This window comes from Paraburkholderia sp. RAU2J, from assembly GCF_003634845.1.
GTDB lineage: Bacteria > Pseudomonadota > Gammaproteobacteria > Burkholderiales > Burkholderiaceae > Paraburkholderia > Paraburkholderia fynbosensis.
The window spans coordinates 496986-519567 of sequence record NZ_RBXG01000002.1; the positions used below are offsets into that span (position 1 = coordinate 496986).

The window sequence follows — 22582 nt, forward strand, 5'->3', positions numbered from 1 at the left end:
GCCGCTTTCGCCGACTCAACTCAATGACGACTCAATCGTGCCGCCGCTTAGGCGACTTGCAGACGAACCGCGACGTTGTTGCGCGTGGCGTTCGAGTACGGGCAGACCTGATGCGCCGCGTCGACCAGTTCCTTGGCCGCGTCCGCGGGCAGGCCCGGCAGCGAGATGCGCAGATCGATATCGAGCGCGAAACCACCCTTGTCGTTCGGACCGATGCCCACTTCGGCGGTCACTTGTGTGTCCGCGGGCAAGGTCTGCTTTTTCTGGCCGGCGACGAATTTCATCGCGCTCAGGAAACAGGCCGAGTAGCCGGCGGCAAACAGTTGTTCCGGATTCGTGCCTGCCGCGCCGTTGCCGCCCAGTTCGCGCGGGGCGGCCAGCTTGACGTCCAACGCATTGTCCGACGACACAGCACGGCCGTCGCGGCCACCGGTACTCGTTGCGCTTGCTTTGTAGAGGATGTTCATGGCGTTGCTCCTTGTTCGGTTGTCAGGGTCTGCACGGTTGCCGCTGTCTGCTGGGCCGGCATTCCGGCGGCGTGCTATCGAAGCGGCATGCCGTTAAGATAGTGCACAAATCATTTGTGTGCAAACTAATTTTTGCATCGACACGATAGCGTGCGTTCGGCGGCAGCGCGGTTACTGATCCATGTAGTCGTTGAGCGTGGCGCGCAGGCGCGTCAGATCGTCGCGCAGGCGCAGCAGGAATTCCGGTGTCTGCTGGGTCGCGCAGAGGATTTCCGCAGGCACTTCGCGCGCCTGGCGCTTGAGCGCCGCGCCGGCCTTGGTGAGCCGGATATACACGAGTCGCTCATCGTCGACGCCGCGTACCCGCTCCAGCAGGCCTTGCGCTTCGAGGCGTTTGAGCAGCGGCGTGACCGTCGCCGAGTCGAGATTCAGGCGCGCGGCCATGTCCTTGACGGTGACGTCGTCGTTTTCCCACAGCACCAGCATCGTCAGATATTGCGGGTACGTGAGGCCCAGTTTCTCGAGCAACGGCTTGTACGCTTTCGTCATGGCAAGCGAGGTCGAGTAGAGGGCGAAGCAAAGTTGCTCGTCGAGCGTGAACGGCAAAGCGGGGCGCTGGGTCATGATGCATCTCGTCTGTAGGGTGCAAATCGATTGCACACAAACCATTGTGCCGCAAATTCATGCGGCGTGACGAGTATGGCGAGGGAGCGGACGAAGCGGCGCAGGGGGAAAACTGGCGGGCGCGCGCCGGAACAGCACCCGCTCCGCGACGGCTTCTGAACGAACGTCTAGGCTGCCGGCGTGGTCGGCAGATCCGGCGCCTCGGGCGTTTGTACGCCGAAGCAGCCGCGATAGGTCGCGTAGAACGAGCAGTACAGCATGGTCGTGACGATCATCGTGGCCGGCATCAGGATCGCGAAGGCGAAGTCGGCCGCGCCGAGCGCCTGCATCAGCGCGGACAGGCCGAGCGACACCGTCATCGCCACGGCGAACCACAGCGCGCCGAACACGACGAACGCGCCGCGATTGCGCCAGCAACTGACGACGCTGAAGAACATCGCCTTTGCGGGCGGCACGTCATGCCATGCGGCGAGAATCGGCGAGAACCAGAAGATCATCGCCACCGGAATGTAGAACGCGAAGGCCGTGATCACCGCGAGCGGAATGTTGCTGTTGGCGATCGCCTCCTGATCCAGGGCGCCGCCGCCGAGCATCACCTTCAGCAGCATGCCGCCGTCGGCGAGCGCCGAACCGGCGAGCACGAGGCCCATCGCGACGACATACAGCACGCCGAGCACCAGCAACCGCCGCGTGACCACGGGACCGTACGAGTGAAAGCCGTCCACCAGAATGGTCGGGAACACCGGCTTGCCCGCGATCGTGTTGCGGCATGCCGCCATGAAGCCGACCGCGACACCCGGAATGAACGCGAGCGGCAGCACGCCGCCGACCACCGGAATCTGTGAGACGAGCGTCATCACCAGCAAGTAGGTGAAGAACAGCGTCAGGAATGCGAGCGGGTTCTTGCGGAACAGCCAGATACCCTGCCGGAACCACACATAGCCGGTTTTCGCGGGGACTTCGATCAGTTGCATGGAGTATGGATGCCTGGATGTGCAACGCCGGACAGGCGTTCGCGCAGAATGCGCTCGAAATGGCCGGGATCGTGCGGTTTGAGCAGTTCTGCCGCACGCGGCAGATGAAAATCATACAGGCGCGAGACCCAGAAGCGGTACGCGCCGGCACGCAGCATGTCGCCCCAATGGCGGTTTTCTTCGGCAGTGAACGGGCGCACGGTCTGGTAGGCGCGCAACATGGCTTCGGTGCGCGCGTCATCCAGCTTGCCGGTGGCGAGGTCGACGCACCAGTCGTTGACCGTCACGGCGACGTCGAACAGCCACTTGTCGTAGCCGGCGAAATAGAAGTCGAAGAATCCGCCGAGGCGCACTTCATGGCCGGTGTCCGGCGCGGCATGCGCGAACATCGCGTTGTCGCGGAACAGGTCGGCGTGGCAGGGGCCTGCGGGCAGCGCGGCGTAATCAGCCGAGGCGAAGAAGGCTTCCTGATGCGCGAGTTCGGACGACAGCAGATCGCGCTGCGCGCCTTCCAGATACGGCAGGATGGTCGGCACGGTTTCGCGCCACCACGGCAGGCTGCGCAGATTCGGCTGATAGCCGGTGTAATCGCGCCCGGCGAGATGCATGCGCGCCAGCATTTGCCCGACTTCGACGCAGTGCTCGACGCCCGGCGCCAGTTCCGGCGCACCTTCGAGCTTGGTCACGATGGCCGCGGGCTTGCCGCGCAGCATGCCGAACAGCGCGCCGTCCTCGCGCGGCATCGGGTCGGGCACCGGCACGCGGTGCGCGGCCAGGTGGCGCATGAGGTCGAGGTAGAAGGGCAGTTGTTCGGCCGTCAGCTTTTCGAAAATCGTCAGGACGTATTCGCCGCGCGTCGTCGTCAGAAAGAAATTGCTGTTTTCAATGCCGGACGAGATGCCGCGAAACTCGACGACATCGCCGAGATCGTAGTGGCGCATCCATTCTGCTAGTTGGGGTTCGTTGACAGCGGTGAAGACAGCCATGCGGGAAACGTCGGATCAGGTTGGTCGGGCTGGCGCGAGGCGGCCAGTGCGATGTGTGGCAAATGCGGTGCTGAAAAGGCGTTGTGCGGGAGCGATCAGGGCCGCGTGGCGAACCCCGCATCGCAACGCCATGTTGCGAGGATAAAGCACGGCGGCGAGGCGTCCACTCGGGGCGCCGCCTCGCGAAGCGCGTGGCAAGCGCCAGGGCGGTCCGCACTGGGCCGCCGTCCGGTATCCGTCAATAGCGCAGATTCACCGACGGCAAACGCGTGCTGGCGCGGCCGTTGTCGCGCACGGTGGGCGATGTGTCGAGCGGCGCGCTCATCTGGTAGCGCGTGCCGAGGTTCGAATGCACGTTGATTTCAACCGGTTTGCCCTTGTCGCGGTATTCGGTGATTTCGGTGCCGTTGGCGCTGCGCTCGTAGAAGCTCGGCGTGCGCGGCACGTTGATTTCGACCTTCGAGCTGACCTCGGCGCCCGGGCGATTGATCTTCTCCAGGTCAGGCAGCCCGGCCCGTTCGTTGGCCGACTGGGGCGCGTTGGGCGGCGGAGTGTCATCGACAGGCTGGGCAGCCATCGCGGCGTTGCCAAAGGCGAGGGCCAGTGCAACGGCGACGGGAAGGAGCGGCTTCATGGTGATTCTCCAATATGGTGCCCCGATTCTAGCAAATCCATCCTGACGATCGGGCGCGATCGCCTTATTTTGCGCCGCTTTCGCGCGAGGCGCCCGCAATCTTGCAGACAGTGCGTGCGCATGTGTTGCAGGTGACGCCAGGTCATTTGGCGAACCCGTGTTCCGTGGTAATGTCGTCTCATCAATAGGGGCGAATGAAGATGAACAACGATACCAATCAACGCGCGGTGCAGACTCCCGCCAGCAGCTTCCGAACCGAATCCTTCGACGATGCGACCGAGGCCGTCACCCGTCTCTCGGCAATCTACGAAGCGAACACCTCGTTCCTGCGCGATGCGTTTGCGCGCTATCGCCGCAACGAAAAGTTCGAGCGCCGTGTGCGCGCCTGCTATCCGTTCGTGCGCGTATGCACGGAAGTGAACACGCATATCGACTCGCGCCGCTCGTACGGTTTTGTCGCGGGTCCGGGCGTGTTCGAAACGACCGTGACGCGACCCGATCTGTTCGGCGACTACTATCGCGAACAATTGCGTCTGCTGGCGAAGAACCATCATGTGCAGATCGAAGTCGGCGTGTCCGACCAGCCGATTCCGATTCATTTCGCGTTCGCCGAGGGCATTCACCTCGAAGGCGATCTGGATCGCGAGCGTCTGTTCCTGATGCGCGACGTGTTCGATACGCCGGACCTCGCGCTGCTCGACGACCGCATCGTCAACGGCACGTACGAGCCGTTGCCCGGCGAGCCGCATCCGCTCGCGCTATTCACGGCGGCGCGAGTCGATTTCTCACTGCATCGGCTGAAGCACTATACGGCCACGTCGCCCACGCATTGCCAGAACTACGTGCTGTACACGAACTATCAGTTCTATATCGACGAGTTCGTGAAGCTCGGCCGCACGATGATGGCCCATACCGACGACGAGGACCTGCGCGCCTATCGCAGCGAATACACGTCGTTCGTCGAACCCGGCGACGTGGTGACGTACAACGAGAATCTCGGCGAGCAGTCACAGGAGGGCACCGCGCCGCCGCGTCTGCCGCAGATGCCCGCGTATCACCTGAAGCGCGCGGACGGCAGCGGCATCACGATGATCAACATCGGCGTCGGGCCGTCGAACGCGAAGACCATTACCGATCACATCGCCGTGCTGCGTCCGCATGCGTGGATCATGCTCGGCCACTGCGCGGGTCTGCGCAACACGCAGCGCCTCGGCGACTACGTGCTCGCGCACGGCTATGTGCGTGAGGACCACGTGCTCGACGCCGATTTGCCACTGTGGGTGCCGATTCCGGCGCTCGCCGAAGTGCAGGTCGCGCTGGAGCGCGCGGTCGCGCAGGTTACGCAGCTGGACGGCGTCGAGTTGAAACGGGTGATGCGCACGGGCACGGTGGCGAGCGTGGACAACCGCAACTGGGAGTTGCGCGATCATCGCGAGCCGGTGCAGCGGCTATCGCAAAGCCGCGCGATCGCGCTCGATATGGAAAGCGCGACGATCGCCGCGAACGGCTTCCGTTTCCGGGTGCCTTACGGCACCTTGCTGTGCGTGTCGGACAAGCCTCTGCACGGCGAGCTGAAGCTGCCGGGCATGGCGGATCAGTTCTATCGTGCGCAGGTCGATCAGCATCTGCAGATCGGCGTGAAGGCGATGGAGATATTGCGCACCAACGGGCTGCATCGTTTGCATAGCCGGAAGCTGCGCAGCTTTGCCGAGGTGGCGTTTCAGTAAGCGCGGGTTTGGCGGGCAGAGGTGCGGGCGGGCTTTGATGGGGCTCGTCCGCGCCGGCACAATGCGTTCGCATGCAGCCTTGCTTCTGCTTCCGCTTTTGCCGCCGTGTGTCAACGGACATGCGTCAACGGACATGCTTCAACCGTGTTGCGTTAGAACTGCCCGAAGCCCGTCAGCCCGATCAAGCTGCCGGCAGCCAGTAGCCACAACGGGTGAATCCGCGTCTTCAACGCCATCACGGCGGTCAATGCGGTGATCGCCCAGGCAATCGCAGTTGGATTCGACGCTTCGGCGATCAAGGCCGCGCTCGCCGCGACGATGCCCGCCGTCACCGGCATCAACCCCAACTGTGCGTAGCGCCGCCACGGCCGGTCCTTGAAGCGGTCCCAGGCATGCAGCGCGAGGATCGTCACGAGCGACGACGGTCCGAACTTCGCTATCGACGTCACCAGCATCCCCGCCCAACCGGCCACGTGCCAGCCGATTAGCGTGACGATCATCAGATTCGGCCCGGGCGCGGCCTGTGCGAGCGCGAACAGTGCGCTGAATTCGCTGGCAGGCATCCAGTGATGCACCTCCACCACCTGCCGCTGCATCTCCGGAAGAATCGTATTGCCGCCGCCGAACGCGAGCAGCGAAAGCTGACTGAAAATGGCCGCAAGCGAAATGAGCGTGTCGTTCATCACGCGCTCCTCGCTGCGATGTAAATGCTGAGCGGCGTCAGCACCAGCATGGTCGGCAAAAGCGGCAGCCGCAGGACCGCAATCGCGACGAAGCCGAGTGCGGCGATGAGCGCGGCGAGCGGCTTGCTGCGCAACGGCAGCACGATCTTGACGGCCATCGAGATCAACAGGCCGGCCGCGGCTGCGGCGAGGCCGGCGAACAGATGACGCACGTGCGGATCGTTTTGCGTGTGTTCGTACAACACGCCAAGCCCGATCACCACCAGCGATGGCCCCGCGATCAATCCGAGCAGACCGGCGAGCGCGCCGGGCACGCCGCGAAAACGCATGCCCATTGCCACCGACAGATTGATTACGTTGCCGCCTGGCAGGAATTGGCACAGGCCGAGCAGGTCGGTGAATTCTTCGGCGCTCAGCCAGCGGCGCTGTTCGACCAGCGCGCGGCGCGCGAGCGGCAATGCGCCGCCGAACGAGACTAGACCAAGGCCCAGAAAGCCGCCGAAGATTTCGCGCAGCGTGGGCGTAGGTGCGAGTCCGGACGCAGGTTGGAGTTCTGAAGAGGAGAGATCGTGGTCCATGTCACTAACCGGCTTGCAGTTCAAGCTCGGGAGATTAGCGCCGAACCGGCGGCGAGCAAAACCATTTTTGCGCGGCGTGTGACGGGCTGGGTGGTGTTGCCGTGGCCGAGGCTCATGGCGTCGGCATGGCGTGAGGTCAGGGTCGAGCCGTCGTCAAGCGAAAGAGAGAAACGAAAACGGGCAGCCCAAAAGGCTGCCCGCGAGAACCAGCGTGCTATGTGCATTGCATGGGCCGTGCTGGCTCCACGCCAACGCGCGAAGCGGGTACGCGGCATCACATCACAGATAGAACATCCGGTCTTCATCCGACTTGGCCGGATGCGGCTCGGCTTCTTCGCGGTCTTCGTAGAACTTCAGCACCGCTTCGAGCACCTGATCCGGATCGTCGATTACCTGCATCAGATCGATGTCGTTCGGATTGATGAGACCCATCGGAATGAGCGAGCTCTTGAACCACGCAAGCAGGCCTTCCCAGAATTCGGCGCCCACCAGGATGATCGGCACGTGGCGCGACTTCTTGGTTTGAATCAGCGTGAGCACTTCGGCCAGTTCATCCAGCGTGCCGAAACCGCCCGGCATGACGATCACCGCGTCCGAATTCTTCACGAACGTGACCTTGCGCGTGAAGAAATGGCGGAAGCGCAACGAGATGTCCTGCCACTGGTTGCCCGATTGCTCGTGCGGCAGTTCGATATTCAGGCCGACGGAAGGTGCCTTGCCCGCATGCGCGCCCTTGTTGGCCGCTTCCATGATGCCGGGGCCGCCGCCGGAGATCACCGCGAAGCCCGCGTCCGACAGCTTGCGTGCGATTTGCGTGGCGAGCTTGTAGTACGGCGAGCTCGCTTTCAGGCGCGCCGAACCATAGATGCTGACAGCCGGGCGAATCTCCGAGAGGTACTCGGTCGCCTCGATAAACTCTGCCATAATCGTGAACATCTGCCACGATGCGCGGGCCTTCTTGGCCGTTGCGCGCTCTTGATCTGCGAGCGATCGCAGACTCGGAATCACTTTTCTCTTAGTCATAATGCCTGAAGAACGAAGCCTTGAAGGTAAGACCCTGCTATTGGTCGACGGTTCGAGTTACCTGTACCGGGCCTACCATGCGATGCCTGATCTGCGCGGGCCCGAGGGCGGTCCGACGGGTGCGCTCTACGGGATGATCAACATGCTGCGGCGCATGCGCAAGGAAGTCACGGCAGAGTATAGCGCGTGCGTGTTCGACGCCAAGGGCAAAACATTTCGCGACGACTGGTATCCCGACTATAAGGCGAACCGCCCGTCGATGCCGGACGACCTGTCGCGCCAGATCGAGCCGATTCATGTGGCCGTGCGCGCGCTCGGCTGGCCGCTCCTGATGATCGAAGGCGTCGAAGCCGATGACGTGATCGGCACGCTCAGCACCGCAGCGGAACAGCGTGGCATGAACGTGATCGTGTCGACTGGGGACAAGGATCTGGCGCAGCTCGTGTCGGATCATGTCACCCTCATCAATACGATGACCAACGAAAAGCTCGACCGCGCCGGCGTGATCGCCAAGTTCGGCGTGCCGCCCGAGCGCATCATCGACTACCTGTCGCTGATCGGCGATACCGTCGACAACGTGCCGGGCGTCGAGAAATGCGGGCCGAAAACCGCGCTCAAATGGCTCACGCAATTCGAGTCGCTGGATGGCATCGTCGCACATGCGGACGAGATCAAAGGTGCGGTAGGAGACAATCTGCGGCGTGCACTCGATTTTCTGCCGATGGCGAAGAAACTCGTCACCGTCGAGCGCAATTGCAATCTGACCGACCATATCGTGTCGATCGAGGAAAGCCTGCAAAGCCGGCCCGAATCGCGCGAGGAACTGCGCGACGTGTTCACGCGCCACGGCTTCAAGACCTGGCTGCGCGAGGTGGAAATCGCGGACGCGGTGGAAGGCCCGGAAACCGACGTGCCGCCGGCGCTGTCGGTCGATCACGCGCGCCACTACGACACCGTGCAGACGTGGGAGCAGTTCGACGCGTGGCTCGCAAAAATCAACGCGGCCGAACTGACCTCGTTCGATACCGAGACCACCGCGCTCGATCCGATGACCGCGCAGATCGTGGGCTTGTCGTTGTCGGTGGAAGCCGGCCGCGCCGCTTATGTGCCGCTCGCGCATCGCGGTCCGGACACGCCCGTGCAACTGCCGCGCGACGAAGTGCTCGCGAAGCTCAAGCCGTGGCTCGAAAGCGCGGAGCACAAGAAGGTCGGTCAGCATCTGAAGTACGACGAACAGGTGCTCGCGAACTACGGCATCGAAATGCGCGGTATCGAACACGACACGCTGCTGCAGTCGTACGTGCTCGAATCGCATCGCACGCATGATATGGACAGCCTCGCGCTGCGCCATCTCGGCATCAAGACGATCAAGTACGAGGAGGTCGCGGGCAAGGGCGCATCGCAGATCGGCTTCGACGAAGTCGCGCTGGAGCAGGCCGCCGAATACGCGGCCGAAGACGCCGACATCACGCTGCGTCTGCATCAGGCCTTGTATCCGCAAGTGGCGGCCGAGACGACGCTCGACCGCGTCTACCGCGCGATCGAAGTGCCGACCTCGCGGGTGTTGCGCAAGATGGAGCGCACCGGCGTGCTGATCGATGCGGAAAAGCTGCGTCAGCAAAGCAGTGAGATCGCTACGCGTTTGATCCAGCTGGAAAGCGAGGCGTACACGCTTGCCGGCGGCGAATTCAATCTGGGTTCGCCCAAGCAGATCGGCCAGATCTTCTTCGAGAAGCTGGAACTGCCGGTGGTCAAGAAGACCCCGAACGGCGCGCCGTCCACCGACGAAGAAGTGCTGCAGAAACTCGCCGAAGACTATCCGCTGCCGAAGATCCTGCTCGAACACCGTGGTTTGTCGAAGCTGAAGTCGACCTACACGGACAAGCTGCCGCGCATGGTCAACGCGCAGACGGGCCGCGTGCATACGAACTACGCGCAGGCCGTCGCGGTGACGGGGCGTCTCGCATCGAACGATCCGAACTTGCAGAATATCCCTGTGCGCACCGGCGAAGGCCGTCGCATCCGCGAGGCGTTCATTGCGCCGCCCGGCCACAAGCTGGTCTCCGCGGACTACTCGCAGATCGAGTTGCGCATCATGGCGCATATTTCCGGCGACGAATCGCTGCTGCGCGCGTTCTCGCAAGGTGAAGACATTCACCGCGCCACCGCGGCGGAAATCTTCAGCGTGACGCCGCTCGAAGTGTCGAGCGATCAACGGCGTGTGGCCAAGGTCATCAACTTCGGCCTGATTTACGGCATGAGCGCGTTTGGCCTCGCGTCGAACCTCGGCATTACGCGCGACGCGGCCAAGATGTATATCGACCGCTATTTTGCGCGTTATCCGGGCGTCGCCCGGTACATGGACGAAACGCGTCTGAGCGCGAAGGCGAAGGGCTATGTCGAAACGGTGTTCGGCCGCCGCCTGTGGCTGCCGGAGATCAACGGCGGCAATGGTCCGCGCCGCCAGGGCGCCGAGCGTGCAGCGATCAATGCGCCGATGCAAGGCACGGCCGCCGATCTCATCAAACTGTCGATGATCGCGGTGCAGAACTGGATCGAAGAGTCGAAAATCGGCACGCGCATGATCATGCAGGTACACGATGAACTGATCCTCGAAGTGCCGGACGCCGAATTGTCCGAAGTGCGCAAGCGCCTGCCCGAATTGATGTGCGGTGTCGCCGAGCTGAAAGTGCCGCTGGTCGCCGAGGTGGGCGCCGGCCTGAACTGGGAAGAAGCGCATTGATACATGAGGGACGGCGCGCGATACCGTCGTGCGCATGTCACACATGCTAATTGATGGCTTGTGACAACCCGTGCTGCTCGCGGACAATTGCTGAAAGACGGCGCGTTGCCACGCGCCGTCCGCGACGCATAATTCATCGGCAAACACGGAGAGTGCAATGCATCGATTTATCGTCGTTGGCGGGGGCGCGGGAGGGCTGGAACTGGCGACACGTCTGGGTGACCGCTATGGCGCCCAGAAGCGCAAAGGCGGCGCGGGTGCCCAAGTCACGCTCGTCGACCGTTACCCCACGCATATCTGGAAGCCGCTCTTGCACGAAGTGGCGGCGGGCAGCATGGACCCGTTCACACAGGAGCTCGAATACGCGGCGCAAGCGCGCTGGCATGACTTCGAGTTTCAGCAGGGCGAACTCACCGGGCTCGATCGCGCCAACAAACGTCTCACGCTCGGCACCGTGGCCGATGACGACGGCGCCGAACTCCTGCCCGAACGCGAGCTCGAATACGACACGCTGATCATCGCGATCGGCAGCACCACGGCGTTCTTCGGCGTGAAGGGCGCGGCCGAATTTTCACTCGCACTCGACACGGTCGGCCAGGCCGAGCGGTTCCGCAAACGCCTGATCGCGGCCTGCATGCGCGCCGAGCATCAGGTGCATGAGCCCGTCGAATCGAGGCCGGGACCGGGCACGTCGTCAGCCAGTGAACCGCGTATCCAGGTGGCTATCGTCGGCGGCGGGGCGACCGGGGTCGAACTGTCGGCGGAATTGCGCAACACCGCGCAGGTGCTGTCGGCGTATGGTCTGCATAAGCTCGATCCGCGGCATGACGTCGGCATCGTGTTGATCGAGGCGGGGCCGCGCATTTTGCCGGCTCTGCAGGAGCGCGTCTCGACGGCGACCGCCGAGCTGCTCACCAAGCTCGGTGTGAAGCTGCTGATCGGCGAGACGGTCGCTGAAGTCGCGCCCGGCATCGTCCGTACCGCGAGCGGGCACACCGTGCGCGCCGACCTGACGGTGTGGGCAGCGGGCATCAAGGCGCCGCCCATCCTGGGCCAGCTCGACGGCTTGACGGTCAACCGGCTCGGCCAGCTCAACGTGCGCCGCACGCTGCAAACCGAAGTCGACGACAACGTGTTCGCGCTTGGCGATTGCGCCGCCTGTCCGTGGCCGGGCAACGAGCGCAACGTGCCGCCGCGCGCGCAAGCCGCGCATCAGCAGGCAAGTTTCCTGCTGAAAGCGCTGGCCGCGCGGCTCGACAACAAGCCGCTCCCGGAATTCACCTATCGCGACTTCGGCTCGCTGGTGTCGCTCGGGCACTTCAGCGCGGTCGGCAATCTGATGGGCGGAGTGATCGGCGGCAACATGCTGATCGAAGGACTGTTCGCGCGCTTCATGTACATGTCGCTGTACCGGCTGCATATCGCGGCGCTGCATGGCTACGCGCGGATGGTGCTCGATACCTTCGCGCACTGGCTGCGCCGCTCCACCTTGCCGCGCGTGAAGCTGCACTGAGGGGTAAAGCCGTGGTTGAAACTGCAACGGGATGCGCGTCAGGCGTATCCTCTTGCCTCTAACAATCAACAGCGGAGCGCGCATGCTGAAGCCCGAGATCGATAGCCTGATCCCCCACGTTCCCTTCAATCGACGCACCTTCATCAAGGCCGCGCTCGGCACCGGTTTCGCGGCGGCCGTGCTGCCGGTCTCGGCGCAAACCATCCACACCGACAGCGACGGCCTCGAAGCCGGCGAAGTGGCCGTGCGTTCGGGCGGCACGCTGGTGCCGGCGTATCGCGCGCAGCCCAAGGGCAAGACGCACCTGCCGGTGATCCTCGTCGTGCATGAGATTTTTGGCGTGCACGAGCATATCGCCGACGTGTGCCGGCGCTTCGCCAAGGAGGGTTATCTGGCGATCGCGCCGGATCTGTATCAGCGGCAGGGCGACCCGACCGTTTTCACGAGCATGCAGCAGCTCAACGAGCAACTGGTCAGCAAGGTGTCGGACGAGCAGGTCATGGGCGATCTCCACGCGACCGTCGCGTGGGCCGGCGAGCATGGCGGCGATCTGAACCGGGTCGGCGTGAACGGGTTTTGCTGGGGCGGGCGGATTGCGTGGCTATATGCCGAACACAACCCGCGGCTCAAGGCGGGCGTCGCCTGGTATGGCCGCGTGGCGGGCGCGAAAACCGCGAACACGCCGGCCAATCCGCTCGATCAGGTCGCGCGGCTGCATGCGCCGGTGTTGGGACTCTACGGTTTGCAGGATCAGAGCATCCCGCAAGACACGCTCGAGCAGATGAAGCAGGCCATTGCGCAAGGCCCGCAAGCGGGGCGCGGCTCGCAGTTCGTCGTGTATGACGATGCAGGCCATGCGTTTTTCGCGGATTACCGGCCGAGCTACAGGAAGGCCGATGCCGAAGATGGCTGGCGCCGCGCGCTCGTGTGGTTCAAGCAGCACGGGGTGGCCTGAGGATTCAACTGGATCGTCGCGCGCTTCGTACGATTAAAAAGGCCGTTGCCGCCCATGGGCGGCAACGGCCTTTGTGCTTACCGCTCAGGGCGTCCGGGACTCAGGGTTTCGCACCGGTCGCCACCGGCCGCTTCGGATCAGAGCTCCATTCGCTCCACGAGCCCGCATACAATGCCGCGCCATGCAGGCCGGCAATCTCCATGGCCAGCGCGTTCACGCATGCCGTCACGCCCGAGCCGCATTGCAGCACCACGTGTTCGGGCGGCGTGTCGCCGAGCAGCGCGTGAAATTCCTCGCGCAGCGTATGAGCCGGTTTGAAGCGCTCGTCGGCGGTGAAGTTGTCCTTGAAGAAGCGGTTGAGCGCGCCGGGGATGTGGCCGCCGACGCGATCCAGCGTTTCGTTCTCGCCGCGATAGCGATCGGCCGCGCGTGCATCGACCACCACGTGCTCCTTCGAACCGAGATTGCGCTCGATCGTCTGCGCATCGACCGTCACGGCGAGCGGCGCACCGGCATTGAAGTCGCCGGTGTTCTGGGCCGGCACGTCCTGCGTCAGCGGCTGACCGGCGGCTTGCCAGGCCGGCAGGCCGCCGTCGAGCAGCGCCACCGCGTCGTGTCCGAGCCAGCGCAGCAGCCACCATACGCGAGCGGCGTACATGCCGCCTTGCGCGTCATAAGCGACCACTTGCTGGCCCTGCTTCAAACCCCGCGATTCGAGCGTCTCGACCAGCCGCGCGCGATCCGGCAGCGGATGCCGCCCGTTCGTGCCGTTCTTCGGCCCGGACAGATCGCGATCGAGATGCAGGTAATGCGCGCCCGGCAGATGTCCGGCCAGATACGCTTTCTCGCCCGCTTCCGTGTCGGTCAGATCGAAGCGGCAATCGATGACGAACACACTGCCTGGCGCGGCGGCGAGCCGTTCCGCAAGATTGGTCGCGGAGATCAGAGTGGTGTAGTGAGTGTGGGGCATGTGATGTCTCCTCGATACGGGCAATGGCGGTTGCGGTCGGGCGCCTTGGCGCTACGGACGGATGGCCGGGCTATCTTGTAAGTCTAAACAAAAAAAGACGGGCCGAAGCCCGTCTTTCCTGATGTCGATGCGGCTTGCGCAAGAGTCGGATGAATCGTGACCGAACGCTGAGTGAGCGCGCTCAGATCTCGCCCAACTCGCGCCGCAAAAACTCGTGGAAGTGCTGCATACCGTCTTCCATCGGGCTCTGATACGGGCCGACCTGCGACTCGCCGCGCTCCAGCAGTGCACGGCGGCCTGCGTCCATGCGTTCGGCGATCTCGTCGTCTTCGCGGGCCGTTTCCATATACGCGGCGCGCTCGGCTTCGACGAAATCACGCTCGAACAACGCGATTTCCTCAGGGTAATAGAACTCCACTACGTTGGTGGTTTTCTGCGGACCGCGCGGAATCAGCCATGACACCACCAGCACGTGCGGATACCACTCGATCATGATGCCCGGGTAGTACACCATCCAGATCGCGCCGAAGTCGGGCGGGTTGCCGCCGCGAAAACGCAGCACTTGGTCGTGCCACTTGCGGTAGGTCGGGCTGCCCGGCTGCTCCAGATCCTTGTGCACGCCCACCGTCTGGACGCTGTACCACTCGCCGAACTCCCACGTCAGGTCGTCGCAATTGACAAAGCTGCCGAGGCCCGGATGGAACGGCGCGACGTGATAGTCCTCCAGATAGACCTCGATGAAGGTCTTCCAGTTGTAGTTGCACTCGTGCACTTCGACGTGGTCGAACATGAAGCCCGAGAAGTCGAAATGTTTCTTGGTGCCGAGGCGTGCGAGATCGCGTGCGACGTCGCGCCCCTGGGCTTCGAACAGCAGCCCTTGCCAGTTCTGCAGCGGCGTGGCGCCGAGATTCAGGCAGGGGTTGTCCGCGAAATGGGGCGCACCGAGGAGTTCGCCCTTCAGGTCGTACGTCCAGCGATGCAGCGGGCAGACGATGTTCTCCGTCTGGCCGCGGCCGTTGAGCATGATGGCCTGCCGGTGGCGGCACACGTTCGACAGCAATTCGACTTGGGACTGCTGGTTACGGACGAGCACACGCCCCTCGCTTTCGCTGGGCAAGGCAAAATAATCCCCCGCTTCGGGCACCATGAGATCGTGGCCGATGTAACGAGGACCTTTCTTGAAAAGGGTTTCGATTTCGCGCGTAAGAAGCGCTTCGTCAAAGTAAGCCGTGACTGGCAGCTGGCTGTGGACAGACCGCAACTGCAATGCATTGCTCAGATTGGACATTCCCACTCCCGTGAAGACGTGAAAGCAGTGAACAACCCAACCATCGATAGATTCGATTTAGGGAGCCCGCGATTATACCCGTTTCCCCTTCTTTGGGGCGCTTAAGTCCCTGATTTGGGTCAAAAATGTCATGAAAGTTCGGGATTTTCGCCGCAGACCAATCGTTTTTTTTCTGCGAGACTTCAGGGGCGGCGCGGGACGCGCACGCGCGACGCAGGCCGGCGAGCGGCTCGGATATGGCGCTTTTGCCGTAGAATGTCCGACTTGTTTTAATTTTGCGACTATTCATGGCGAAGACCGCGTCGAAAGATACTGCTGCTGCGCCAGCCGAAGGCGTCGATACCACGCCGCTGCCCGAGAACTACGAGGCCGCTCAGGCAGAACTGGAAGCGCTGGTGGCGCGCATGGAAGGCGGCAGCCTGAGTCTCGAGGAGTCGTTGAGCGCGTATCGGCGCGGCGCGGCCCTCGTGGCGTTTTGCCAGCAGCAGCTCGAAAAAGTCGAGCAGCAGGTGCGCGTGCTCGACGGCGAGACGCTGAAACCGCTGCCCATGAATACCGCAGGCACAGCCGCTACTGAAAGCGGGGACGACCTATGACATTCGAACAATGGACGCGCTCGGTACTCGAACGTGTCGAAACGGCGTTGGAACACTACCTGCCGGGCGAGGCCACCGAGCCCGCCAAACTGCATGAGGCGATGCGTTACGCGGTGCTGGGCGGCGGCAAGCGGGTTCGTCCGCTGCTGTGCCACGCGGCCGGCGAGCTGACCGGCGCGCGCGCCGAATGCCTCGATGCGGCGGCGGCGGCGCTGGAAATGATCCACGTGTACTCGCTGGTACACGACGACATGCCCTGCATGGACGACGACGCGCTGCGCCGCGGCAAGCCCACGGTGCACGTCCAATATGACGAAGCCACGGCGCTGCTGGTCGGGGACGCGCTGCAATCGCAGGCTTTCGTCGCGCTGACCTCCGACGTGCTGGCCGCGCCGCAGCAGGCTTCGCTCGTGCGCGAACTGGCGCTCGCGAGCGGCTCGCTCGGCATGTGCGGCGGGCAGGCGATCGACCTGGCGAGCGTCGGCCACACGCTGACGCGCACGCAACTCGAAACCATGCACCGGATGAAAACCGGCGCGTTGCTGCGCGCCGCGGTGCGCATGGGCGCTCTGGCGGGCGAAGCGCCGGATGCGGACGCGATGCGTTCGCTCGACGCCTATGCGGCCGCCGTCGGTCTCGCGTTTCAGGTCGTCGACGACATTCTCGACGTCACGACCGATTCCGCGACGCTCGGCAAGACCGCTGGCAAAGACGCGAAGGACGGCAAGCCGACCTACGTGTCGATTATCGGGCTCGACGCGTCGCGCTCGCTCGCAGCGCAGCTGCGCAGCGACGCGCACGCCGCGCTGGCGCCGTTCGGCGCACGCGCGCAGCGTCTTGCCGAATTGGCCGACCTGGTGGTGAACCGGGTTAGCTGAACGCGAAAGCCCGCCGCCGCGCACCTTTTATCCCCGGGGTGCATGTATGAAGTGCGGGCGCGTAAGTTTTCCTACAATGGAACGACGATGTACGACTTGCTGAAAACCATCGACGACCCGGCAGCCTTGCGCCGCCTCGATCGCCGCCAATTGCAACCGCTTGCCGACGAGTTGCGTGCTTTCGTGCTCGACAGCGTATCGCAGACGGGCGGCCATCTTTCGTCCAACCTCGGCACGGTCGAGTTGACCATTGCTCTGCACTACGTGTTCGACACGCCGCACGACCGGATTGTCTGGGACGTGGGCCATCAAACCTATCCGCACAAGATCCTGACGGGCCGCCGCGACCAGATGCACACGCTGCGTCAGCTCGGCGGCATCTCGGGCTTCCCGAAACGCGACGAGTCCGAATACGACACCTTCGGCACCGCGCACTCCAGCACGTCGATCTCCGCCGCGCTCGGCATGGCGGTCGCGAGCAAGCTGCAGGGCGACAACCGCATGGGCATCGCCGTGATCGGCGACGGCGCGATGACGGCGGGCATGGCCTTCGAGGCCATGAACAACGCCGGCGTCGAAGACGACGTGCCGCTGCTGGTGATCCTGAACGACAACGACATGTCGATCTCGCCGCCGGTCGGCGCGCTCAATCGCCATCTGGCGCGCCTGATGTCCGGCCGCTTCTACGCCGCCGCGCGCGCGGGCGTCGAGCGCGTGCTGCGCGTCGCGCCGCCGATGCTCGACCTCGCCCGCAAGCTCGAAGAGCACGCGAAGGGCATGATCGTGCCGGCCACGCTGTTCGAAGAGTTCGGCTTTAACTACATCGGCCCGATCGACGGTCATGATCTCGACTCGCTGATCCCGACGCTGCAGAACATCAAGGAACTGCGCGGCCCGCAATTCCTGCACGTCGTGACGAAGAAAGGCCAGGGCTACAAGCTGGCCGAGGCCGATCCGGTGCTGTACCACGGCCCGGGCAAGTTCAATCCGGCCGAAGGCATCAAGCCGGCCACCACGCCGTCGAAGAAGACCTACACGCAGGTGTTCGGCGAATGGCTGTGCGACGCCGCCGAGCTGGATTCGCGCGTGATCGGCATCACGCCGGCCATGCGCGAGGGCTCGGGCATGGTCGAGTTCGAGAAGCGCTTCCCGGATCGCTATTTCGACGTCGGCATTGCCGAACAGCACGCGGTGACGTTTGCCGGCGGTCTTGCCGCGGACGGCATGAAGCCGGTGGTCGCGATCTACTCGACCTTCCTGCAGCGAGCCTACGACCAGCTGATTCACGACGTCGCGCTGCAAAACCTGCCGGTGGTGTTCGCCATCGACCGCGCGGGTCTGGTCGGTGCAGACGGCGCCACGCACGCGGGTGCTTACGACCTCGCGTTCATGCGCTGCATCCCGAACATGACGGTCATGGCGCCGTCGGACGAAAACGAATGCCGGCAGATGCTGTACACCGCGCTGCAGCAGCCGAACCCGACGGCGGTGCGTTATCCGCGTGGCGCGGGTACGGGTGTCGCCACCGTCAAGCAGATGGCGGCGGTGCCGCTCGGCAAGGGCGAAGTGCGGCGCGAGACGTCGCAGCCGGTGGGCAAGCGCATTGCGATCCTCGCGTTCGGCACGATGGTCGCGCCGTCGCTGGCGGCGGCCGAGCAACTGGACGCCACCGTCGCGAACATGCGCTTCGTGAAGCCGCTCGACGCCGAGCTGGTCCGTCAACTGGCCGAGACGCACGACGCCATCGTCACCGTCGAAGAAGGCTGCGTGATGGGCGGCGCGGGCTCGGCTTGCGTCGAAGCGCTGCTCGAAGCGGGCGTGATGCGGCCGGTGCTGCAATTGGGCCTGCCCGACCGCTTCATCGATCATGGCGACCCGGCCAAGCTGCTCGCCGCATGCGGTCTCGACGCCGTGGGTATCGCCAAGTCGATTCGCGAGCGGTTTTTGTCGAACGGCGCGCTCGGCGTTCAATCGTCCGTGAAGCGCGTCGCGTAAGGCGTTGCCGACCGGCATGCCGCCGCGATGCGATGGCGGCTGCCACTCTCGTTTTTTACTATCTCCAACTCGAATCAATGGGCCTGCGGGCCCATCTTCCAACGCCGGCCAAGGCCGGCGTTCGCCGTTGCGCGCACTATCCGCACGGCCGCTGAGAGCCCCTGAATCCGCTGGTTCAGGGCGGCCCCCCGTTGGGGGCCATCGCCCCGATCCTCCCATTCCCCAAGGGGCTTCGTTGGGGGCGGGGGTTTCCGGCGGAGCGGAAAACTCGGGGCGGCCCGGCGCTTTCCTGAAAGGACAACAGAATGAACCAGATGAATCCCGCCTTTATCATGCCCGACGTGCAAAGCACGCCCGACACGCGCCAGATCCCGATTCAGCGGGTCGGCGTCAAGGGCGTGCGTCATCCGTTGACGGTGCGCACGCAAAGCGGCCAAGTGCAGCCGACGGTCGGCATGTGGAATCTCGACGTGCATCTCCCGGCTGAACAGAAGGGCACGCATATGTCGCGTTTCGTGGCGTTGCTCGAAGAGAACAAGGCGCCGCTCGCACCGGCCACTTTTCGCACCATGCTCGCCGCCATGCTCGAAAAGCTCGAAGCCGAGGCGGGCCGCATCGAAGTGTCGTTCCCGTACTTTGTGAACAAGACCGCGCCGGTTTCGGGCGTGCAGAGTCTGCTCGACTACGAAGTCACGCTGACGGGCGACACCCGCAACGGCACGACGCGCCTGTTTCTGAAAGTGCTGGTGCCAGTCACGAGCCTGTGCCCGTGCTCGAAAAAGATTTCGCAGTACGGCGCGCATAACCAGCGCTCGCATGTCACGATCAATGCCGAACTGACCGGCGACGTGGCGGTGGAAGAATTGGTTCGCATTACGGAGGAAGAAGCGTCGTGCGAACTGTGGGGCTTGCTCAAGCGCCCCGACGAGAAATTCGTCACCGAGCGCGCGTATGAAAATCCGAAGTTCGTCGAAGACCTCGTGCGCGACGTCGCGCAGCGGCTGAACGCGGACGAGCGGATCGTCGCCTATGTGCTCGAGGCAGAGAACTTCGAGTCGATTCACAATCACAGCGCGTATGCGGTGATCGAGCGGGACAAGCGGGTGGGGTGAGACACGCCCTTGCGCGTGTTCGCTGGTTTGACCGCATTGAAAAAGCCGCTTTTGAAGCGGCTTTTCTTATGGTGCGGCGATCTTCAGCTCAGCGTGCGAGGGAAGTCAGATCCCAGCGCGGCTTCACCGTGAACGCGTAGTCTTTAGCCGATTGATCGGGCCAGCGCTGCAATCGCAACGCACCGGCCAGTGCGATCATCGCGCCGTTGTCCGTGCACAGCGACAAGTCGGGGTAGTGCACGAAGAAGTTGCGCTTGTTCGCGGCGGCGGACAGCGCCTCGCGCAGCTGCCGGTTGGCGCCCACGCCCCCCGCGACGACCAGCCGGTTGAGCCGGGTCTTTTTCAGCGCCGCCAGCGACTTCGCCGCCAGCACTTCCACCGCGGCGTCGACGAAGCCGCGCGCCAGATCCGCTTTCGCCTGCTCGCAGATATTCGCGCCGCCGAGCTTCTTCGCGTGCGTGAGGACGGCGGTCTTCAGGCCGCTGAAGCTGAAGTCGAGGTCGCCGGAATGCAGCATCGGGCGGGGCAGGACTACCGCGCCGGGCGTGCCGAATTCCGCCATGCGAGACACTTCCGGGCCGCCCGGATAACCGAGACCGAGCAGCTTGGCGGTTTTGTCGAACGCTTCGCCGGCCGCGTCGTCCAGCGTTTCGCCGAGCGTCTCGTAGACGCCCACGTCCGTCACGCGCATCAATTGCGTATGTCCGCCTGACACCAGCAGCGCCACGAACGGGAACGGCGGCGGCTCATCCACCAGCAGCGGCGACAGCAGGTGCCCTTCGAGGTGGTGGATGCCGATGGTCGGCTTGTCCCACGCCATTGCCAGCGAATTGGCGACGCTCGCGCCGACCAGCAACGCGCCCGCGAGCCCTGGCCCTTGCGTGTAGGCGATCGCGTCGATGTCGCTGCGCGCCGCGCCGGCACGCTCCATCACCTCTTCGAGCAGCGGCAGCGCACGTCGGATGTGGTCGCGCGACGCCAACTCGGGCACGACGCCGCCGTACTCCCGATGCATCGCAATCTGCGAATGCAGCGCGTGCGCGAGCAGGCCGCGCTCCGTGTCGTAGAGCGCGAGACCGGTTTCGTCGCAGGAGCTTTCGATGCCGAGAACGAGCATGATGGTGGGTCTGAAGGGGCGCACGAGTGACGACACCCTTGCGCCCAGAAATAAAAGGCCAGCCTGAAAGTATAGCAGTGCGGACACCAGGCCGCAGACGGTCGCTATCCCGCAGGTACAATGCGGCCCCATGGAATCTTTCGATATCGCGGTGATCGGCGCAGGCGCGGCCGGCATGATGTGCGCGGCCGTGGCCGGGCAACTCGGCCGGCGCGTGGTGCTGATCGACCACTCGCAACGTCTCGCGGAAAAAATCCGCATCTCCGGCGGTGGCCGGTGCAACTTCACGAATGTGTACGCCGGGCCGGCCAATTACCTGTCGACCAATCCGCATTTTTGCCGTTCCGCGCTGGCGCGCTACACGCCGCGCGATTTCATGGCGTTGCTCAAGCGTCATCGCGTGACGTGGCACGAGAAGCACAAGGGGCAGCTGTTCTGCGACCAGTCGAGCGACGCGGTCATCAATGTGTTGAAGAGCGAGTGCGACGCGGGCCGCGTCGCATGGCGCACGCCGTTGTCGGTGGAAGGCGTGCGGCAGGACGCGCAGGGCCGGTACGCGTTGGATACGCTGTCTGGCCCGATCACCGTGCGCGCGCTGGTGATCGCGACTGGCGGGCTGTCGATCCCCAAGATCGGCGCCACCGATTTCGCCTATCGGCTTGCCAAACAGTTCGGTCACAAACTGATCGATACGCGTCCCGCGCTGGTTCCGCTGACCTTCGCCGCCGCCGACTGGGAGCCGTTCTCGGCACTCTCCGGCGTGTCGCTCGAAGTGCAACTGGCGACCGGCAACAGGAAGACCGGCGCCGAATTCACCGAGGACCTGCTGCTCACGCACCGTGGCCTGTCGGGCCCGGGCGTGCTGCAAATCTCGAGCTACTGGCAACCCGGCGAGCCGATTCACATCAACCTGTTGGCGGAGCGCGACGCGACGACCGCCCTGCTCGAAGCAAAGACCGGCACGAAGCGCCAGATCGCCAATCTGCTATCCGAGTGGGTGCCGCAGCGGCTCGCTCACGTCTGGCTGGAAACCCACCAGATTTCTGCCGAAGCCCGCGTGGCCGATCTGCCGGACAAGACGTTGCGGCGCATCGGTGAAGCGCTGTCGCGTTGGACGCTCACCCCGAACGGCACCGAAGGCTATCGCAAAGCCGAAGTGACGCGCGGCGGCGTCGACACGCGCGACCTGTCCTCAACGACGATGATGAGCGCGAAGGCGCCGGGGCTGTACTTCATCGGCGAGGCGGTCGACGTGACCGGCTGGCTCGGTGGCTACAACTTCCAGTGGGCGTGGGCCTCGGGCGTGGCGGCCGGCCAGGCGGCCGCGGAGTACGTCCGGGGGGCTTGACGGCGCATTAGCTTTGTGAGAAAGCTCTGCTATACTCCTGAACCTTTACAAAGTTCCGTTATTGAAAAATGACGACCATCCGCGTAAAAGACAACGAGCCGTTTGAAGTCGCCATGCGCCGTTTCAAACGCACCATGGAGAAGAACGGCTTGCTGACGGAACTTCGCGCTCGCGAGTTTTACGAAAAGCCTACGGCTGAACGCAAGCGCAAGAAGGCCGCCGCGGTGAAGCGTCATTTCAAGCGTCTGCGTGGCCAGATGCTGCCAAAGAAGTTCTACTGATTCTGGCGTTGCCGCGGTCCCGGTCAAACGGAGCGGCGACATCCACCCGGTGAGGGCACGCGAAGTGTCATCACGGAAAACACGGTTCAT

At 64.0% G+C, this 22582-nt stretch carries 21 protein-coding genes; 10 read left to right on the plus strand and 11 right to left on the minus strand.

Translation table 11 applies throughout. The features are described 5' to 3' along the window. Positions 1–47: 47 nt before the first annotated feature. The 5 genes from B0G69_RS19665 to B0G69_RS19685 form a co-directional block, all read right to left on the minus strand. Positions 48–467 (minus strand): organic hydroperoxide resistance protein, encoded by a 420-nt coding sequence (locus B0G69_RS19665; RefSeq protein WP_042328943.1) that lies wholly within the window; start codon positions 465–467, stop codon positions 48–50. Between the two features lie 171 nt (positions 468–638). After that, positions 639–1091, minus strand: coding sequence for a MarR family transcriptional regulator (locus tag B0G69_RS19670; RefSeq protein ID WP_121320251.1), 453 nt, complete (start codon positions 1089–1091; stop codon positions 639–641). A gap of 167 nt (positions 1092–1258) precedes the next feature. Further along, positions 1259–2065, minus strand: coding sequence for a BPSS1780 family membrane protein (locus B0G69_RS19675; RefSeq protein WP_121320253.1), 807 nt, complete (start codon positions 2063–2065; stop codon positions 1259–1261). Continuing rightward, positions 2056–3051, minus strand: a complete 996-nt coding sequence (locus B0G69_RS19680) for a homoserine kinase (RefSeq protein ID WP_121320255.1) — start codon at positions 3049–3051, stop codon at positions 2056–2058. Before B0G69_RS19680 ends, B0G69_RS19675 begins: the two co-directional genes overlap by 10 nt. A gap of 238 nt (positions 3052–3289) precedes the next feature. Further along, entirely contained in the window at positions 3290–3685 is a 396-nt protein-coding gene (locus B0G69_RS19685) for a hypothetical protein (RefSeq protein ID WP_121320257.1), read from the minus strand. Between the two features lie 200 nt (positions 3686–3885). Here B0G69_RS19685 and B0G69_RS19690 point away from each other — a divergent pair, with 200 nt between their 5' ends. Then, positions 3886–5412: an AMP nucleosidase gene (locus B0G69_RS19690; RefSeq protein ID WP_121320259.1), complete on the plus strand. Its 1527-nt coding sequence runs from the start codon at positions 3886–3888 to the stop codon at positions 5410–5412. A 152-nt stretch (positions 5413–5564) separates the two neighbouring features. Here the strand turns inward: B0G69_RS19690 and B0G69_RS19695 are convergent, their stop codons facing one another. From B0G69_RS19695 to B0G69_RS19705, 3 genes are all read right to left on the minus strand, one after another. Then, positions 5565–6095: a chromate transporter gene (locus tag B0G69_RS19695; RefSeq protein WP_121320261.1), complete on the minus strand. Its 531-nt coding sequence runs from the start codon at positions 6093–6095 to the stop codon at positions 5565–5567. Continuing rightward, on the minus strand, positions 6095–6673 hold the full coding sequence (locus B0G69_RS19700; protein ID WP_121320263.1) for a chromate transporter: 579 nt from the start codon (positions 6671–6673) through the stop codon (positions 6095–6097). The genes B0G69_RS19695 and B0G69_RS19700 overlap by 1 nt, the downstream gene beginning before the upstream one ends. 279 nt (positions 6674–6952) lie before the next feature. After that, positions 6953–7696 carry a TIGR00730 family Rossman fold protein gene (locus B0G69_RS19705; protein WP_121320265.1) on the minus strand — a complete coding sequence of 248 codons (744 nt, stop codon included), beginning with the start codon at positions 7694–7696 and terminating at the stop codon, positions 6953–6955. Position 7697: 1 nt separating this feature from the next. Between B0G69_RS19705 and polA the strand changes: the two genes are divergently transcribed. From polA to B0G69_RS19720, 3 genes are all read left to right on the plus strand, one after another. Next, entirely contained in the window at positions 7698–10439 is a 2742-nt protein-coding gene (gene polA / locus B0G69_RS19710; protein ID WP_121320267.1) for a DNA polymerase I, read from the plus strand. 157 nt (positions 10440–10596) lie between these two features. Continuing rightward, positions 10597–11952 (plus strand): NAD(P)/FAD-dependent oxidoreductase, encoded by a 1356-nt coding sequence (locus B0G69_RS19715; protein ID WP_121320269.1) that lies wholly within the window; start codon positions 10597–10599, stop codon positions 11950–11952. An 82-nt stretch (positions 11953–12034) separates the two neighbouring features. Continuing rightward, a complete protein-coding gene (locus tag B0G69_RS19720) occupies positions 12035–12907 on the plus strand; it encodes a dienelactone hydrolase family protein (RefSeq protein ID WP_121320271.1) in 873 nt (290 codons plus the stop codon). Positions 12908–13007: 100 nt separating this feature from the next. Here B0G69_RS19720 and B0G69_RS19725 read toward each other — a convergent pair whose 3' ends face one another. After that, entirely contained in the window at positions 13008–13877 is an 870-nt protein-coding gene (locus B0G69_RS19725; RefSeq protein ID WP_121320273.1) for a sulfurtransferase, read from the minus strand. Between the two features lie 181 nt (positions 13878–14058). Next, a complete protein-coding gene (locus B0G69_RS19730) occupies positions 14059–15165 on the minus strand; it encodes an aromatic ring-hydroxylating dioxygenase subunit alpha (RefSeq protein ID WP_121320275.1) in 1107 nt (368 codons plus the stop codon). Between the two features lie 287 nt (positions 15166–15452). Here B0G69_RS19730 and B0G69_RS19735 point away from each other — a divergent pair, with 287 nt between their 5' ends. The 4 genes from B0G69_RS19735 to folE2 all read left to right on the plus strand — a co-directional run bounded on the left by B0G69_RS19735 (position 15453) and on the right by folE2 (position 19746). Next, positions 15453–15761 carry an exodeoxyribonuclease VII small subunit gene (locus tag B0G69_RS19735; RefSeq protein WP_121320277.1) on the plus strand — a complete coding sequence of 103 codons (309 nt, stop codon included), beginning with the start codon at positions 15453–15455 and terminating at the stop codon, positions 15759–15761. Further along, positions 15758–16639: a polyprenyl synthetase family protein gene (locus B0G69_RS19740; RefSeq protein WP_121320279.1), complete on the plus strand. Its 882-nt coding sequence runs from the start codon at positions 15758–15760 to the stop codon at positions 16637–16639. Before B0G69_RS19735 ends, B0G69_RS19740 begins: the two co-directional genes overlap by 4 nt. A gap of 87 nt (positions 16640–16726) precedes the next feature. Beyond that, positions 16727–18634, plus strand: a complete 1908-nt coding sequence (gene dxs, locus B0G69_RS19745) for a 1-deoxy-D-xylulose-5-phosphate synthase (RefSeq protein ID WP_121320281.1) — start codon at positions 16727–16729, stop codon at positions 18632–18634. A gap of 305 nt (positions 18635–18939) precedes the next feature. Beyond that, complete coding sequence (folE2, locus tag B0G69_RS19750; RefSeq protein ID WP_121320283.1) at positions 18940–19746, plus strand: GTP cyclohydrolase FolE2; 807 nt, start codon at positions 18940–18942, stop codon at positions 19744–19746. 88 nt (positions 19747–19834) lie between these two features. Here folE2 and tsaD read toward each other — a convergent pair whose 3' ends face one another. After that, a complete protein-coding gene (gene tsaD / locus B0G69_RS19755) occupies positions 19835–20863 on the minus strand; it encodes a tRNA (adenosine(37)-N6)-threonylcarbamoyltransferase complex transferase subunit TsaD (protein ID WP_121320285.1) in 1029 nt (342 codons plus the stop codon). Between the two features lie 130 nt (positions 20864–20993). Here tsaD and B0G69_RS19760 point away from each other — a divergent pair, with 130 nt between their 5' ends. Together B0G69_RS19760 and rpsU are read left to right on the plus strand one after the other, a co-directional pair. Next, complete coding sequence (locus B0G69_RS19760) at positions 20994–22211, plus strand: NAD(P)/FAD-dependent oxidoreductase (RefSeq protein WP_121320288.1); 1218 nt, start codon at positions 20994–20996, stop codon at positions 22209–22211. A gap of 68 nt (positions 22212–22279) precedes the next feature. After that, complete coding sequence (gene rpsU, locus B0G69_RS19765; RefSeq protein WP_028196180.1) at positions 22280–22492, plus strand: 30S ribosomal protein S21; 213 nt, start codon at positions 22280–22282, stop codon at positions 22490–22492. Positions 22493–22582: the final 90 nt, after the last annotated feature.